This window comes from Vibrio splendidus 12E03 (genome assembly GCF_000272105.2).
Taxonomy (GTDB): Bacteria; Pseudomonadota; Gammaproteobacteria; order Enterobacterales; family Vibrionaceae; genus Vibrio; species Vibrio splendidus_I.
Map to the genome: position 1 here is coordinate 1 of NZ_AJZD02000077.1, position 15,663 is coordinate 15,663.

The following is a 15,663-nucleotide window of genomic DNA, read 5'->3' on the forward strand; positions in this document are numbered from 1 at the left end:
TTCTTTGATATTTTATTATTTGGATTCGTACATATAAAGAAGTGATTCTTGTTATGTTTGCGACCTGACTAGTGTGTGCTATGTGTTAGTATACCATCATGTTTCGAGATTATGGGTTTCTGATAGCTCTTCATTGGATATTTTCTAAAACAAAACAGCAAGCTTTACTCACAAAGGTGAGCTTTTTATTTTTGATGCCAATCGTTTTGAGCAACTTTCTTAACGTGCTGATCGTATTGGTTAGAGACAGTAGCACCATTCCAACATTCATTAAAAATCTCATCATTTACTCACACATCGACCATTATGGTTATAAAGATAGAGTAAAAAACGAAATGGTTTTTGCCTTAATTTGATTAAGGTTTTATTTTCGATGGTCATTATCGAACGATCGCTCAGGTTTATATGAAATATCATTATTAATTCTGTTTCTAAAAAACAATTATTTCTATTGTAATTAATCCTAGATTAAATTGTCTTTTATTCTATTTTTTCGTTTGGGATATCAGAAATCAAGTTCGTTTAAAAATGTGTGGAATGTATATTTGGTGTGTTTTTTGTTATCTTTTAATGGTGTGTTTTTCGGGGTATATAAGTAAAATAAATAACGTATTCACGGATAGAGCATCAGCAGTAAAAGGGATAATTAATCATGTTGTTTTTTTTGTGGAGTGGAAATGAAAGTAGTTTCAAAAGAAAGTGTTACGCGTATTCTGGGTGGCATCGAAGAGTATAAACAACTCGCTTGCGTGGAGTCTAAAGGGTTAGATATGATCAGCTTATTGGTGCGCTTGTGCCACCTACAGAGCAAAAAAATCTCAACTGATGACCGTCAAATCTTAGCAGACCATATTAAGGACCTGATATTTGAAGAGGTTGTATTTGCTCGGAGCATGGAGTTGGAGGAGGCAGAATCAATCTTATTGGACTCTATTCAGCCTCTGTGCTGCTCTAAACCAAGCAAATGTTGATCACCTATGCTTGAGTGGAACTCAGAACATCGTCGATACGAGATGACTATAGCTGGATTCAAAGTACACAGTGTATTTCAATCCATCAGCGATGATTCTCAAACCGTGTTTGGCTATGAAGCGCTTTGCCGAATTGAGAAGCAAGGTGAAAAAGTCAACATCAAGAGGTTCTTTAAAATACTCGAGGGTTTTGGTGAAAAGTCAGAGTTCGGATTTAAGTTCTTTCTTAATATTATGCATTTAAGAAATTTCAGACAATCGAGCATCTATGATCGTGATACCAAGTTATTCCTCAACGTGACACCTTGTTTCTTTAAATACTTTTCACACGAGCATGATTTAAACAATTTGTACCTACCGTTAATCGAAGAAGAGCAGATTGACCTTAATCAGATAGTCGTTGAGATTGTCGAGGATTACTGCCCACTCGCGGATATTGAAAGCTTACACAAGGGCACTGAGTACTTGAAGAGTATCGGCATATCATTCGCATTAGACGACTTTGGTACGGGGTGGTCTGGCTACAGCCGCATGACGATAGTACAGCCCAATTACATCAAAGTCAGTAGAGAAATGCTGATCGAATTTGGTATGAGCGAATCAATCGAGAATAACCTGCTTGAAGAGCTGAACACCATCACTAGCCTAAAAGGGATCAAGGTGATCTTTGAGGGCATTGAAAATGTCGAAAATTATCAAACTGCGGATCGATATGGGGCTGATTATTATCAGGGTTATTATCTAGACCTTCCTAAGTCATACCCGGTAAATATGCCTAAACCAAGTGAGACAAAGCCCGATGAGACGTTTCGTCAAAATGCTCACCTGATTAAGAAAATAAGAGCAAGAGCGCTTAACTCATAGACGTGTAAAGCAGTGTGCAAAAACAGGCAATGTATCGATTCCCCTTAACTGAACTGTCTTTTGTTTTAGTTCACTAACCTCTCGTATGAGAGGTTAGCTTTTTAGTCCGTGGAGTCGATTGGGTGAGTGCTATTTGAGTGACTTTAAACAGACTAGTTTAGGAGGGAAGGGCTATCAGTATTCCAATAGATGATTACAGTTCGCTTTCTGAATTTCAATCTGATCAACATTAAGCTTAATGTTGTAATGCTGCTGTTCTCGATCCACAAAAAGACAAGTCCCTTCACTGGTACAAATACTAACGTTGGCGTTTTCGTTTGAGTTAATCGAAGACCATAAATCATCAAATGACGCTTTGATCGCATCATAGTTTTTACGTTTCGCTACTTCGTCTCTTGTAAGAGACATCATGCAAATCTCGCTCATAGTTTTCCTCTCAATATTTACAAAAAATTCTCCCGGCATTGTGAGGATGCTGGGAGAATCAATGTCATTCAGTTTAGATAGCGATTTACGCTGCCTTAGCGTCGTTCTTTAGCTGTTCTAGACAACGGATGAACGCACGTAGGTTACGATACACGTCTGTTTGATCATAAAACACGCCAACATTCTCTAATTCTATCGGGCCTGATACTGCGTTATCTAGCATTAGGTTATCAATTAAGCCAAAGTTTTCTAGCGTCATACCAATGCCATCCACATAGGTTTGCTCATCGACTTGCTTAGCATTTGGCAGTTGGTCTAGGTTTCTTTTTAGGAAAAGATTTGAGTTGTTGCTGTAGGCAAGTACCGTTTTACCTAGCGCTTTACCAAAGCCCATCTCATAGGCTGTACCCACATCGCAGCTCGCGCCTCTGAAAGGTGTCATGTTGGCGATGACGATATCACAGCTCTCAATAAGCTCTTCATTAGCGCTGTTTTGCTTAAGCTCATGATTTGAAAATTACTTTGAGGCTATTTCTTGTTCGTTGAAGGCGAGAACGTGACGGTGAGTCGAATGGGAAGGGGACCTCTTGAGATGCAGAAAAATCGATAGATAATAAAAAAGCCCGAGTATGGACTCGGGCTTTGGATGTTTCTTTGTCATCAATGAAGCGACTAGATTGCCTGACGCAGTTGGAAATAACGTCCTGCTTCGTTTAACAGTTTCTCATGAGAGCCGTTTTCAACAATCTCGCCTTGTTCAATCAGAACGATAGAATCCATCGATTCCAGACCAATCAAACGGTGCGTGATGAAGATAACCGTCTTGCCTTCGAAGTGCTTCTCGAAAAGAGTCATGATGCTTTGCTCAGTTTGCTTATCTAAGCCTTCTGTTGGCTCATCAAGAAGCAGGATAGGGGCGTCATGAAGAATGGCACGTGCGATGCCGATACGGCGCTTCTCACCACCAGACAGTTGACGACCACCGTCACCTAACCAGCTATCAAGCGCGTTGTTCTCAAGCAGCTTTTCTAGGCCAACGTCTTTAAGGATGTTCGCTAAGTGATCATCGGTGGCTTCTGGTCTTGCAATCAACAAGTTGTCACGCAAAGTGCCATTTAGAATGTCGACACGCTGGCTTACCACACTGATTGATTCACGAAGCTGTGATTCGTTCCACTGCGTCAGTTCAATGCCCGCGATTGAGATATAGCCCTTTTTAGGATCCCAGTAGCGAGTCAGTAGCTGAATCAAAGTCGATTTACCTGAACCCGTTTGACCAACAATCGCAACCTTGTGTGTGGCAGGAATCGTTAGGTCTACAGCGTTCAGAACACTGCGCTCAGAATCAGGGTAGTTGAACGTCACGTTTGAGAACGTAATATCAAGCGGCTTGTTGATGTCGAGTTTCTCTTCAGCAAACTGAACTTCAGGTTCCGACAAAATAACTTCGTTCAAGCGACGCGCAGAAGACAGAGTCTGCCCTAAATGCTGGAACGCACCTGCAATTGGCATTAGCAGCTCGAAGCTTGCCATAGTTGCGAATGCCATTAGCGCGATGAACGGGTCTGGTGCATTACCACCCACGCCGTCAGCCGCAAGCCAAAGCATAAGAACCAATGTCAAACCGTTGAACAGCATCAGAGCTGCTGACGCCATACCGGTTAGGTTAGCATTCACAAACTGATTCGCCATCAGCTTCTGCTGTGTTTCTAGAATCGCATTACGGTAACGTTCTTCTGCACCGAACAGAGTCAGTTCGCTGTAGCCTTCAATCCAATCTAGCGTAGTCACACGAAGATCAGCTTTGTTCTGTGTCAGCTCACCACCGTTACGTTTACCTAGCTTGTAGAACAAGATTGGCCAAACCAACAGCATGATCAGAAGGATAGAACCTAAGATCAAACCTAGTGAGCTATCGAACCACATCAAGAACAGAGTCAGGAAGAAAATCCCGAACACACCAACCGTCACTGGGCTTACTAAACGTAAGTACACGTGATCCATGGCATCTACATCAGCGACCAAGCGGTTGAGAAGGTCAGCATCACGAAGGTTTGAGATACGACCTGGGATCAGCGGAGCAAGCTTCTTGAAGAAGAAGATACGCAGATCGGTTAACAATTTGAATGTTGCATTGTGGCTGACAACACGTTCACCCCAACGACCCGCAGTACGGCTCATTGCCAAACCACGTACACCGCCACCCGGTAGCATATAGTTGAAGGTTTCACGCGCAATCGTCAGGCCCGCAACCGCAGAAGCTGAAATGAACCAGCCTGATAGCGTTAACAAGCCGATAGAAGCCGATAGAGTAGCAAAAGCCAATAGCATGCCTAGCGATAGGCCAAACCAATGCTTTTTATAGAGTTTCAGGTAAGGCAGTAAATCACGCATCTAAATTACCCTTATTATCTTGTTGAGCTAAGTTCGCGTTCAGCATCTCTTCAAACAAACCACCCGCAGTCGAAAGCTGAGAGTAATGACCTTGTTCAACCAGACCACCATCGCGCATAACCAGAATATTATCGACTGATTTAAGAGGAGCAAGTTGGTGCGTCACAAGCAGGGCAGTGCGACTTTCGATGTTGCTGTTGATGCCTTTCATCACGAGCTGTTCACTACGAGTGTCTAGGCTGGCAGTCGGTTCATCAAGCAACCAGAATTGACCGTCTTGAATCATTGCGCGAGCCAAAGCCAAACGCTGAGATTGACCAACAGATAGGCCTCCTGAACGATCAGAAATCATGTAATCCAAGCCGTGCTCGTTTACAAACTCGTTAGCAAAAGATTGCTCAAGTGCGTTTTGAACTGTTTGATCGGTAATATCTTGCTTACCTAGAGTGACGTTGTCACGAATGCTGCCGTGAAGCAACAGTGGGTTTTGACCAACCCAGCTGATCGTCTTACGCCAAGATGCCAAGTCTAAATCACGCAGTTCAACGCCATTGATTTTCAAGCTTCCTTCATAAGGCATGAAACCAAGGATGGCATTGATCAAACTTGTTTTACCCGCACCACTTGGGCCAACTAACGCAGTCGATTGGCGAGTGTTCAGTGCGAACGAGATAGGACCAACTAATTGAACACCTTCAGGGCTTAACACTTTTAGGTCGGTAGCTTCAATATTGATGCCTTGAGCTGGGTCTAGTTGAGTGTCACCTGATTTAACCTTAGTAATATCGGTTTCTAGGAACTCGACAATACTTTCGGCCGCGCCCACCGCTTGTTGCTTCGCGTGGTAGAACGTACCTAAGTCACGTAGAGGTTGGTAAAACTCTGGCGCTAAGATAAGGATAAACAAACCTGCGAATAGTGTAATACCTGCGCCGTAGTGGCCGAAGTTAAGCTCACCGATGTAGGTGAAACCAAAGTAAACCGCCGTCATCGCGATAGAGATCGACGTGAAGAACTCAAGTACCGCAGAAGACAAGAAAGCGATTTTCAACACGTCCATCGTGCGCGTTCTGAACACTTCAGATGCACCTTTAAGTACTTCTGTTTCAGCGTTGGTGCGATCAAATAGACGAATAGTCGTCATTGACTGCAAACGGTCGTAAAAGTGACCTGAAAGACGCTGCAGCGCTTTGAAGTTTTTACGGTTTGCATCGGCCGCTTTCATACCCACAAGCGCCATGAACATCGGCACTAGTGGAGCAGTAATCAAGAAGATCAGTCCTGCTGCCCAGTTTACTGGGAACACCACAACCAAAATAATGAATGGAATCATTACCGACAGAGACATCTGAGGCAGGTAACGAGAGAAGAAGTCTTGCATGTCTTCTACTTGTTCTAGCAACAGGGTTGCCCACGTACCGGCAGGTTTACCTTTAATGTAAGCAGGGCCTAACTCACGTAATTTATCTAGGATGAGTTGCCTTATGTAGACACGGATTTGTTCACCACAGCGATAACCTGCGATTTCACGTCCCCATGTACAGCCAGCACGGCCAACGACCGATAATGCCAAGCCTGCGAAATGACCAACCAGTTCAGATTTATCGACATTTTCGATGATCAGCTGGTGAAGAATAGAGGCGAGAAGAGCTGCTTGAGCAATTAAGAACACGCTTGAAAGTACGCCAAGGCTAATTGCAATCATAAGCCAGCGTTTCGCTAACTTACTCTGTTGCTTAAGCCACTTGTTCAAGCTGCGTTGTTTTTTCTTATCCATTATGAAGGCTTAATGATAATTATTATTTGTTGAGGGCGGCTAGTATACAAAAGAAAGCCCAGTGGATATACCACTGGGCTCTAGGGATTTACAACAAAATGTGATGACGCCCTGCATCTACTGAGGTGAGGGCTTCGATATTTAAATCTGCAATCTCAGATTTACTTATCGTTAAGGCCATCTAGGAAGCGTTCAGCATCCAGTGCAGCCATACAACCTGTACCAGCAGAAGTGATTGCTTGGCGGTAGTTGTGGTCCATTACATCACCCGCAGCGAACACGCCTGGGATACTGGTTTGTGTCGCGTTACCTTCAAGACCTGACTGAACGATGATGTAGTCATCTTTCATATCCACTTGGCCTTTGAAGATTTCAGTGTTTGGTTGGTGACCGATAGCAATGAATGCACCCATTACTTCGATGTCTTCTGTCTTATCAGACTGAGTATCTTTAATACGAACGCCCGTTACGCCCATGTCGTCACCTAGAACTTCGTCTAGCGTGCGATCAGTGTGAAGAACAATGTTGCCGTTCTCTACTTTGTCCATTAAACGCTTCACTAGAATCTTTTCAGCGCGGAACGTGTCACGGCGGTGAACTAGGTGAACTTCAGACGCGATGTTCGACAGGTAAAGTGCCTCTTCAACAGCGGTGTTACCACCACCAACAACCGCCACTTTCTGGTTGCGGTAGAAGAAACCATCACACGTTGCACAAGCAGAAACGCCACGGCCTTTGAATGCTTCTTCAGAATCTAAACCTAGGTACTTAGCTGATGCACCCGTTGAGATGATTAATGCATCACACGTGTACTCACCAGAATCGCCTTTAAGACGGAAAGGGCGGTTTGATAGGTCGACTTCGTTAATGTGGTCGAACAGGATCTCTGTTTCAAAGCGCTCTGCGTGCTCTTTCATGCGGTCCATTAGAGCAGGGCCCGTTAAACCTTCAGCATCACCCGGCCAGTTTTCTACTTCTGTTGTGGTTGTAAGCTGACCACCTTGCTGCATACCTGTAACAAGTACTGGGTTTAGGTTTGCACGAGCAGCGTAAACTGCAGCTGTATAGCCAGCAGGGCCAGAACCAAGAATCAATAAATTACAGTGCTTTACGTCGCTCATGAGGACTCCGAAATTGAAATTGTTTTTATTTATAATCGCTTAGGATTGTATGGAAAATATGGAGGCAATAAAAGGTTAAACAAGGGCTGAAGTGTAATTAATCGTTATAGTTTAGAACTTAATCGAGACAAACGTTTTCGTGGCGGGAGGATCAGTGAAATCACCAAAAGGCTTTGGCGGTGTTGGTGAGAGGGCTATGACTATGATTTATGTATGAGGTGGGCTTTTTTAGTTAGCCAAATCTTACACTTGCCTATTGTGAAATCGATCTTGATGCAACTTCAATGTTGCTCGCTAAGTAAGCTCTTTAGAAATCATTTGAACAATTCTAGTATCGAAAAGTTACTTAACCTATTGCCTTTTGTTTATGGGAGAGTTGATAACTTGATTCAATTAAAATAGAAAGATTACTTGTTTTATTAAATTCGTTTTCCGTTTTGGTCATATCGATAAACAAAGAGCCGAACCTGTTGTGAGTAGATTCGGATTTTAGTACTTGATGCTTTGTTTAATCTCTAGCTGCTTTTTTCAAAAAATCGCTCGTTTTGTAAGCGATAACTAACCAAAAAGATGACAAAGCAAAAATAACTGGTTGGATGTAACTAAACACACTCTCTGGGTTTATAAGAGAATACGCATAAACCCCTCCACAAAGAATCAAAAGAATAATTGTTAAACCGATAAAAATAAGCAACCCTTGTGAGTTTATGTTTTTGCTTCCATTAGAGTCACATATGATGATTCCTAGTGATTGAGCAATCATCATGAAACTAGCTACAGACCAATCTGTAGATGTCAGAATCTCCATTGGTTTTGATGTAGCTAACTTCGTTACCAATAAAATAACGAAAGGCACAAGTATAAAAATGTAGCTTGCTAGAAACTTTTTCATTCAAATAGATTTGCTTGACTGTCCGAACTAATAAACTTGTCACGTTCGACGCTATGAACGTGGTTAATAATTGCATTAGCGTTTCGAGTGTTTCCAGATGAGCTAACAACCACATCACAAATCAAGTTTACACGAATTAGATCGTTTGCTCTTACTACTGCCATTTTTCCAGATTGGTACTTACTAAGCCATTCATGATCAACTATCTTCACGAAAAATTGTCTTTGAGAAATGATACTTTTTACGTACCAAGAGCCAGTCCCAATATTACAGGGCTTGATTGCGATAATAGTGTCTTTGCCATTAAAGGGCTCTGGTTGGGATTTCTTTAAGTCTGCCATCGAGATATGAGATCTAAATCCAGGGTCAAACTTGTATACTTTATTGCTCGAAGATGACTCGTTTGCAGATACCTCAAAATGCTCTTGATCCATAAGCATTTCTCCACCGGTAGATATATCATTCATCACTTCGGCTAAAGAAATACGGTCAATATAAGGGTCGACTATATTAGCCGCAAATGTGTTATGACTTTTTAAAAAGGCTGATGTTTCTTGTTCAATTTCTTGAGCCTTTTGCTCTAAGTTATCCTCAGTTGCATCATTAAGTAGCAGTTTGGTTAGTTGTAAAGCAATAAAATCTAAAACACCGCCTTTATAACCAACCTTATTAATTAGCTTGATGGAACCACGTTCAACATGATCGAATAAAAAAACTGATTCGGAATCGGGTTCAATTTGCTGCCCAATTAATTCAATGAAGTGGCGGTAACCTTTGGTATAGCAGTGTAGAGCTAGCAGCATATCTTCAGGGTTAGCTCGCAGGTCTCTGTGCTCTAAACGTAATGTTAGGTTATTGGTTTCAGAGCATTTCTTTATTGGCGTAGTGGTGTGCATGTGTTGCTTTATTTTTAGTAATTGAATAGACGCAGCAATAATACGTCTCTTATACGTTACCTATCCAGCAGTAATCCGACTAAATTGGCCATTTTTGACCTAGATGGAAAGAAAAAGGTTCAAAAATGACCTTTGTGAGCCTCGGTAAATCGCTGAAGTTCATGATCGTCGTTAGAAACATTAAGGTTAGATGTCGTTTCTATTCTTTCCATGAACTCGCGGCACCCAAAGCTAAGCACCTCATGCTCAGGTTTTTGAGACACCGCGATTAATTACCACCCGCGACATTCCACTTCAAACATCTTCGAGACTAAAAGAACTATCAAGTTGCGCTTTTAAAAGAAATGAGCCATTTGGGGCGGCCGAGTTCCCCCCGAACTCGACCTGTTCCAGACGCGCAAGCAAAGGCGTTTGGTTTCTGGCTTAGTCATAAATTAACCAATTTCAGTTTGTTGTGTAAATAATCAATAGCTTGGCAATTGATAGGTAGGTCGTATTTCGCTGTGCAAAAGCATAGAAATGAATGATGACGAGTGTGATACCTGAACTCATGCAAGGAGGCTGGCGTATTGAAGCGAAAGGGCTGACACAATATGAAATATCACATGCTAGTTAATAATATCGTTAAATTTAAATTTGTAGGGATTTATAACTAGCTAGTGGAGTGTGCTAGTTTTAAGAGTTGGTCATCTTTTATTCTGGTGTTATACACTGCTTTTGAATTTCAGGTTAGATTTAGTGTCTGAATTATTAAATCTGACGGGATAAATGATTGTTTAATGTTGATTTGGCAAGATCTTCAAGTATCCTTTATGTAAGCAAAACGTTAAATGTCGAAAGTTAATTAACAATCATTAAGGAGTCGATGATGTTACATGCTCACGAAAATACCCTACATATTACCCACCTCAGTAACCACGCAGTTGAGGAGTTGTCACCGTCATTCTCTAAGCTTCCAAGCACAGAGCATGCGGATGGTCAGTTTCGATTAAGAAGGTACTCGGTGGTTCAATTCAGTAATGGACAAGTCGTAGAGCTAGACAAACATAACTTTGTTCAGTCTGAAGACATTAATCACTTTCAAGGTGACGTTGTTCGCCAATTCGAGCCAATTGAAGCACCAATCTTAAGCAGCGAAGGCATGCAAGAGATGTGTGAACTGTTTATCGAAACCAATGGACTTGAAGACGGGCAAGAAATCGAAATTCACCAAATCCGTATCGCTGCCATTTTTGAAGAAACGCAGGTTGCACCAGAAGGTGTTCACCAAGATGGCTTCGACCACATCGCTTTAATCGGCGTTAACCGACACAACATTGTGGGCGGCGAAATCATGCTGTACCAAGATTCACATGAAGCGCCATTCTTTAGAAAAGTGCTTGAAGACGGTGAAGTCGCAATGCTGGCCGACAGCAAGCTTTGGCATAACGCACAACCGATTCGTACCATAGACCACGATGAGATGGGCTACATGGATGTGTTTGTTCTAACGGCTAAGGATGCGCGCAATGTCCTTCACTCTTAATGATGTGCGCCAGCAGTTTAGCGCGCTAGGCCAATACCATAATGGTAAGCCGGTGACCTTTTTTGATGGGCCGGGTGGCTCTCAGGTCCCTGAAAATGTTTTAGCATCTATGACGGAATACCTAGGGCACTTTAATTCAAACCTAGGCGGTCACTACTTTTCTAGCCAAAAGACCACAGGTTTAATGCAGCAAGCGCGAGAAGCGGCACAAGCGCTACTCAATGCTGAATCTTCTGGCAACGTTGTGTTCGGTGCGAACATGACCTCACTGACCTTCCAGCTTAGCCGTGCAATCAGCCGAGATTGGAAAGAGGGCGATGAAGTTATCGTCACTGCGTTAGACCATTACTCGAATGTATCAAGCTGGCAGCAAGCGGCCGACGACAAAGGCGCGATTGTTCGCCAAGTTCGTGTCGACGAATCGGATTGCAGCCTAGACATGGCGCACTTTGAGTCTCTATTAAATGAGAAGACCAAGCTTGTTGCTGTGACGTTTGCTTCGAACACCACAGGCTCGATTGTTGATATGGCGAAAGTCATTGAGCTTGCACATCAGCACGGTGCGCAGGTTTATGTTGATGCGGTTCATTATGCGCCACACCACCTGATCGATGTTCAACAACTGAATTGTGATTTCTTAGCGTGTTCAGCTTATAAGTTCTTCGGCCCGCATGTGGGTATTGCTTACATTGCACCTCAATGGCTGCATACGTTAAAGCCTTACAAGGTAGAGCCTGCCACTAACATTGGCCCAGGTCGATTTGAAACAGGAACACAAAGCTTTGAAGGCCTTGCCGGTGTGATTGCGGCGGTGGATTACTTGGCGCAGTTAGGTGATCCAGCCGATTCATTGCGTTCTCGTTTAGAGCAAAGCTACGCGCTGTATAATAAGCACGAGAGCCAACTCAGTGAGTACTTCCTTAAACGCTTGGCCGACCTTGAAGGGGCAACGCTTTACGGGAAAACCGAGTTTGATTCGAATTTAAGAACGCCAACGTTTGCGATTACCTTTGAAAACCATTCTCCAGAGTTCATCGCCAAGAAGTTGGGTGAACATAATATCTGTGTTTGGAACGGACACTTCTATGCATTAGGGTTGGTGAAGCAGTTGGGTATTGAAGAGCAGGGCGTGGTGCGTATTGGTTGTATGCATTACAACTCGATTGAAGAGATCGACTTGCTGTTCAATGTGCTTGAAGGGATCTTGCGAAGTCACTAGCAAGAAGTAACTAACACCTAGATGGTTACAGAATTAGAAAAGAGCATGCTTCTCTCAATAATATTGAGGTGGAAGTATGCTCTTTTTGTTTGACTGAGCTTGTTTGTTCAACGGCAGTTATTCTATTAAGCCATTGATTTAACTAAGCGATTAATTTAACTAAGAAAGTTGTTTAACCAGAGCTGCACCTACAGCGTGTGCGCTGGTTGGGTTCTGGCCTGTAATCACTCGCTCATCAACAATCACAAGTTCTTGCCAAGGTTGAACCTTGTTGAAACGCGCAGCGCTACGAGCAAGAGACTCTTCCAGTAGGAATGGAATGTCGTTGATGGTGCCAAAGTCGATCTCTTCTTCGCGAGTAAAGCCAGTCACCGATTTAGAGCTTAGTAATTTTTCACCGTTGCTCAGAACAATCGGAAGCAGCGCCGCAGGGCCGTGACATACTGATGCGATCACACCGCCATCTTCATAATGTTTAGCCGCAATAGCAGCAAACTGCTCGTTAGTTGATAGGTCTGAAAGCAAGCCGAACCCGCCTGGGTAGAAGATAGCATCGTAGCTTTCTGCATTAATTTGGCTTACAGGGATCGTATTGTTAATACGGTTTTGGAAGTCATCATCAGCCAAGATCTCCGCGTTTACTGAATCCCCTTCAATATCTGTCCCATACAACGGACCTTTACCACCCTTGATAGAAGCGATGTCGTACTCAAAACCCGCAGCCAAGATCTCTTTCAGAGCATGAGTCAGTTCAGGCGCGTAAGTACCGTTCGCTTGATCTGTATCGCCTAGTGTTGCGTGGTTAGTTACAGGTATTAGTATTTTTTTCATGATTCGTCCCTTTGAGCACGTTTGTTTGGTTTCAGCGTCGTTGTTTAGACATCCGCGTTTCTAAGACAGACATCCGTTTTATTGATAGAGGTGCCGCTGTTTCGTTACCTGTAATAGTAGTAGTAAACCATTTGAGTGATAATATGCCGAGTAGGCAAAACATTATTGCTATATAGCAATAGTGGGTGTGAATTAGTCGGATGTGAATTCGTTAGATGTAAACAGGTGAAGTATGGACAGCTTTGAAGGGATTAATGAGTTTGTTGCAGTAGCCGAGTGCCACGGCTTTTCTGCAGCAGCAAAACAACTGGGTTGCAGTACCAGTCATGTCAGTCGCCAAGTTTCAAGATTAGAAGAGAGAGTGGGTGTGGCGTTGCTTGCACGCTCTACACGAATGGTGAGCCTGACTGAATCGGGTCACACCTATTATCAGCAGTGCAAAGACTTAGTAATAGGGCTTCAGCAAGCGAACGAACAAGTGACTTCTCAACAAACTCAGCTTAGCGGTACTTTGCGTGTGAGTGCCGCAGGCGCGTTTGCAGAAAATCATGTCGCGGCGGCGCTGATGGAGTTTGCCAAAGATCATCCTGAGCTCACCATAGAAATGAATTTCAATACCAAGATGGTTAACTTCATCGAAGATGGTATCGATTTCGCGATTCGTTATGGTCGATTAGACGATTCAGGGCTGGTGGCAAGAAAGCTGGTTGATCGCCCAATGGCCGCGGCAGCAAGCAAAGGTTACATTGCTGAGTTTGGTGCGCCAGCGAACCCAGAACAACTCAAGCTGCACAGCTGTATTATCGCTAACAGTGACCAATGGTTATTCGAGAAAGATGGAAATCCACTAACTGCAGTCAGAGTTCATGGCCGTTGGAGAAGCAACAATTCAAGCGCGGTACTGAAAGCTTGCGAAGAGGGGCTTGGTATCGTTTATCTTCCTAAAAGCAGCTTCAATGGTGGCCTTAGCAATGGAAAACTCGTTCCTGTGTTAGAAGAGTATTGGGGCTCGGGGACAAGCAGTTGGATTGTTTATCAGAACCGACGCTTTCTGCCTCAACGAGCGCGGCTTGCGATAGACTTCTTAGTCGATTACCTCTCTGGCTGGGATGAGTAAAAAGTGCGATTGAAGTTCGTGGTGAGCAGCTTGTGTTCTTCAACTGATGTGAAAAATAAAAAATTGAATCATTACATAGCCATAGCTTATCTATTTCTGTTTTTTGGCGCGCGTAATCAGATTGAGAGACTTGTCTACTTTTACTAAGTCGTGCTAGCGATTGAATTGTAGAGAAGCGGTCAGCAGTACGATATACTACGGTTTGTATTAATGTCCCTAAGCGCGTAAGAGATTATATGGAAGCGTTGGCAGGGCGTGTTGTTATGCTCCATTTTATGAAGTGTAGCTAGATTGCGGAGTTGGCAATGTTTTCTATAAATTTTGAATCCACTTACGGTGTGATAATCATTCAAGATATGAATGTGGTTAGTGTCGATGCTAACTATGCTCGTATTTATGGTTACCAATCTCCCGAAGAATTATTGGCCAATATTGACAGCTTTCTGGATCTAATTCCCGAAGAGTTCCATGTTCTCGCCTACCAAAACTATCTTGAAACGGTTAGTGGTCAACGAGACCCGCAAGTTCACACCTTTACCAATGTGGACCGCAACGGCAGAGAGTTCACGGTTTTTTCTATTGATCATGTCACAGAGTGGCAGGGAAGACCGGCGCTACAAGTGACCGTTATTGACCTTAGCCCAGCTATTCAGCTGCAGAATATTGTCCGCAAACAAGACCAAATGTATCGCGATATGATCATGCAATCGGGACAGGGAATATTGGTACACCGAGATTTTAAACCTTTGATGGTTAACCAATCTTGGGTGAACTTACAAGGTGGCAAGTCGATAGAGCAGGTATTGCAGCTCGACTCTATTCTTGATTTGGTGCCAAAACAAAACGTAGAAAGTATTTATCAACGTTACCAGACTGTCATGTCGGGTGAGCCGTCGGGTACCAGTAATGTGGTTGAGAATATCGGCTTGGATGGTGTCCATCGATTTTTCAATATCTATGACAACGCAGTTATCTGGGAAGGTAAGCCAGCCATGCAGGTTGTGCTTGAAGATGTCACCCAGAAAGTGATGCTAGAAAAGCAGCTCGTGCATCAAGCGAATTACGATGAGATGACGGACTTACTCAATCGTCGAGCTATTTATGAGTGGTTTAGAGAACACATGACCTCTGACAATCACCTTGTGTGTATGCTGCTCGATATTGATGATTTTAAATCGATTAATGATACATACGGTCACATGGTCGGTGACGAGGTGATCTGTGCGTTGGCTAATATTACTAAGCGCAGTGTTGAGAGTGTGGGCGGTGTTGCGGGTCGCTGGGGTGGTGAAGAGTTCATCGTCTTCCTTCCAAATGCAACGTCAGAAATGTCACATGAAATCTCTGAACAAATTCGTCAACAGTTTAATCAAGCAGAGTTTAAAATCGATGAACAGACTCGATTCAATTCGAGCGTTAGTATTGGTATGAGTGATAGCCTTGCGTGTGAAGAGCGCATGACGATCGATGCCTTGGTTAATCTAACCGATCAATCACTCTATCGAGCTAAAGCCAATGGTAAAAACTGTGTGGATGGAGATATGGTCGCGCTCTAGTCTTTGTACGTTGCTTTATTAAAGCAGATCGTCTCATCTGGAATGAAAAATGCCCTGAAGCAGAAGCCTCAGGG

The 15,663-nt window shown here is 43.2% G+C and carries 13 protein-coding genes and 1 pseudogene; 6 read left to right on the forward strand and 8 right to left on the reverse strand.

Annotation, left to right across the window (positions count from 1 at the left end):
• Positions 1-677: 677 nt before the first annotated feature.
• Positions 678-971, forward strand: a complete 294-nt coding sequence (locus A142_RS07035; RefSeq protein ID WP_019821813.1) for a hypothetical protein — start codon at positions 678-680, stop codon at positions 969-971.
• A gap of 6 nt (positions 972-977) precedes the next feature.
• A complete protein-coding gene (locus tag A142_RS07040) occupies positions 978-1,835 on the forward strand; it encodes an EAL domain-containing protein (protein WP_019821816.1) in 858 nt (285 codons plus the stop codon).
• Positions 1,836-2,009: 174 nt separating this feature from the next.
• Here A142_RS07040 and A142_RS07045 read toward each other — a convergent pair whose 3' ends face one another.
• The 7 genes and pseudogenes from A142_RS07045 to A142_RS07075 form a co-directional block, all read right to left on the reverse strand.
• Entirely contained in the window at positions 2,010-2,261 is a 252-nt protein-coding gene (locus tag A142_RS07045; RefSeq protein WP_019821818.1) for a hypothetical protein, read from the reverse strand.
• An 85-nt stretch (positions 2,262-2,346) separates the two neighbouring features.
• A pseudogene (locus A142_RS07050) lies at positions 2,347-2,742 on the reverse strand (nucleoside 2-deoxyribosyltransferase); the annotation flags it as partial.
• 191 nt (positions 2,743-2,933) lie between these two features.
• The gene (gene cydC, locus A142_RS07055; RefSeq protein WP_019821822.1) at positions 2,934-4,655 is read right to left on the reverse strand and encodes a heme ABC transporter ATP-binding protein/permease CydC; all 1,722 of its coding nucleotides are present in this window, start codon (positions 4,653-4,655) and stop codon (positions 2,934-2,936) included.
• Complete coding sequence (cydD, locus tag A142_RS07060) at positions 4,648-6,432, reverse strand: heme ABC transporter permease/ATP-binding protein CydD (RefSeq protein WP_019821824.1); 1,785 nt, start codon at positions 6,430-6,432, stop codon at positions 4,648-4,650. Before cydD ends, cydC begins: the two co-directional genes overlap by 8 nt.
• 161 nt (positions 6,433-6,593) lie before the next feature.
• A complete protein-coding gene (gene trxB / locus A142_RS07065; RefSeq protein ID WP_004733400.1) occupies positions 6,594-7,553 on the reverse strand; it encodes a thioredoxin-disulfide reductase in 960 nt (319 codons plus the stop codon).
• Positions 7,554-8,061: 508 nt separating this feature from the next.
• Entirely contained in the window at positions 8,062-8,445 is a 384-nt protein-coding gene (locus A142_RS07070; protein ID WP_019821826.1) for a hypothetical protein, read from the reverse strand.
• Positions 8,442-9,341, reverse strand: a complete 900-nt coding sequence (locus A142_RS07075; RefSeq protein ID WP_019821828.1) for a hypothetical protein — start codon at positions 9,339-9,341, stop codon at positions 8,442-8,444. Before A142_RS07075 ends, A142_RS07070 begins: the two co-directional genes overlap by 4 nt.
• Before the next feature lie 868 nt (positions 9,342-10,209).
• Between A142_RS07075 and A142_RS07080 the strand changes: the two genes are divergently transcribed.
• Positions 10,210-10,866, forward strand: coding sequence for a 2OG-Fe dioxygenase family protein (locus A142_RS07080; protein WP_029405418.1), 657 nt, complete (start codon positions 10,210-10,212; stop codon positions 10,864-10,866).
• Positions 10,850-12,085 (forward strand): cysteine desulfurase-like protein, encoded by a 1,236-nt coding sequence (locus A142_RS07085; RefSeq protein ID WP_019821832.1) that lies wholly within the window; start codon positions 10,850-10,852, stop codon positions 12,083-12,085. The genes A142_RS07080 and A142_RS07085 overlap by 17 nt, the downstream gene beginning before the upstream one ends.
• A gap of 159 nt (positions 12,086-12,244) precedes the next feature.
• Here the strand turns inward: A142_RS07085 and A142_RS07090 are convergent, their stop codons facing one another.
• On the reverse strand, positions 12,245-12,916 hold the full coding sequence (locus A142_RS07090; RefSeq protein ID WP_019821834.1) for a type 1 glutamine amidotransferase domain-containing protein: 672 nt from the start codon (positions 12,914-12,916) through the stop codon (positions 12,245-12,247).
• A 232-nt stretch (positions 12,917-13,148) separates the two neighbouring features.
• On the opposite strand from A142_RS07090, the gene A142_RS07095 reads away from it, so the two are divergent.
• Together A142_RS07095 and A142_RS07100 are read left to right on the forward strand one after the other, a co-directional pair.
• Complete coding sequence (locus tag A142_RS07095) at positions 13,149-14,033, forward strand: LysR family transcriptional regulator (RefSeq protein WP_019821836.1); 885 nt, start codon at positions 13,149-13,151, stop codon at positions 14,031-14,033.
• 305 nt (positions 14,034-14,338) lie between these two features.
• Positions 14,339-15,589: a sensor domain-containing diguanylate cyclase gene (locus tag A142_RS07100; protein WP_019821838.1), complete on the forward strand. Its 1,251-nt coding sequence runs from the start codon at positions 14,339-14,341 to the stop codon at positions 15,587-15,589.
• The last annotated feature ends 74 nt before the right edge of the window (positions 15,590-15,663 follow it).

What these genes read in the sequence shown, in the direction of transcription:
- A142_RS07035 (WP_019821813.1), top strand. Translation starts at nt 678, where the DNA reads ATGAAAGTAGTTTCAAAAGAAAGTGTTACGCGTATTCTGGGTGGCATC.
- A142_RS07040 (WP_019821816.1), top strand. Translation starts at nt 978, where the DNA reads ATGCTTGAGTGGAACTCAGAACATCGTCGATACGAGATGACTATAGCT.
- A142_RS07045 (WP_019821818.1), bottom strand. Translation starts at nt 2,261, where the DNA reads ATGAGCGAGATTTGCATGATGTCTCTTACAAGAGACGAAGTAGCGAAA.
- cydC (WP_019821822.1), bottom strand. Translation starts at nt 4,655, where the DNA reads ATGCGTGATTTACTGCCTTACCTGAAACTCTATAAAAAGCATTGGTTT.
- cydD (WP_019821824.1), bottom strand. Translation starts at nt 6,432, where the DNA reads ATGGATAAGAAAAAACAACGCAGCTTGAACAAGTGGCTTAAGCAACAG.
- trxB (WP_004733400.1), bottom strand. Translation starts at nt 7,553, where the DNA reads ATGAGCGACGTAAAGCACTGTAATTTATTGATTCTTGGTTCTGGCCCT.
- A142_RS07070 (WP_019821826.1), bottom strand. Translation starts at nt 8,445, where the DNA reads ATGAAAAAGTTTCTAGCAAGCTACATTTTTATACTTGTGCCTTTCGTT.
- A142_RS07075 (WP_019821828.1), bottom strand. Translation starts at nt 9,341, where the DNA reads ATGCACACCACTACGCCAATAAAGAAATGCTCTGAAACCAATAACCTA.
- A142_RS07080 (WP_029405418.1), top strand. Translation starts at nt 10,210, where the DNA reads ATGTTACATGCTCACGAAAATACCCTACATATTACCCACCTCAGTAAC.
- A142_RS07085 (WP_019821832.1), top strand. Translation starts at nt 10,850, where the DNA reads ATGTCCTTCACTCTTAATGATGTGCGCCAGCAGTTTAGCGCGCTAGGC.
- A142_RS07090 (WP_019821834.1), bottom strand. Translation starts at nt 12,916, where the DNA reads ATGAAAAAAATACTAATACCTGTAACTAACCACGCAACACTAGGCGAT.
- A142_RS07095 (WP_019821836.1), top strand. Translation starts at nt 13,149, where the DNA reads ATGGACAGCTTTGAAGGGATTAATGAGTTTGTTGCAGTAGCCGAGTGC.
- A142_RS07100 (WP_019821838.1), top strand. Translation starts at nt 14,339, where the DNA reads ATGTTTTCTATAAATTTTGAATCCACTTACGGTGTGATAATCATTCAA.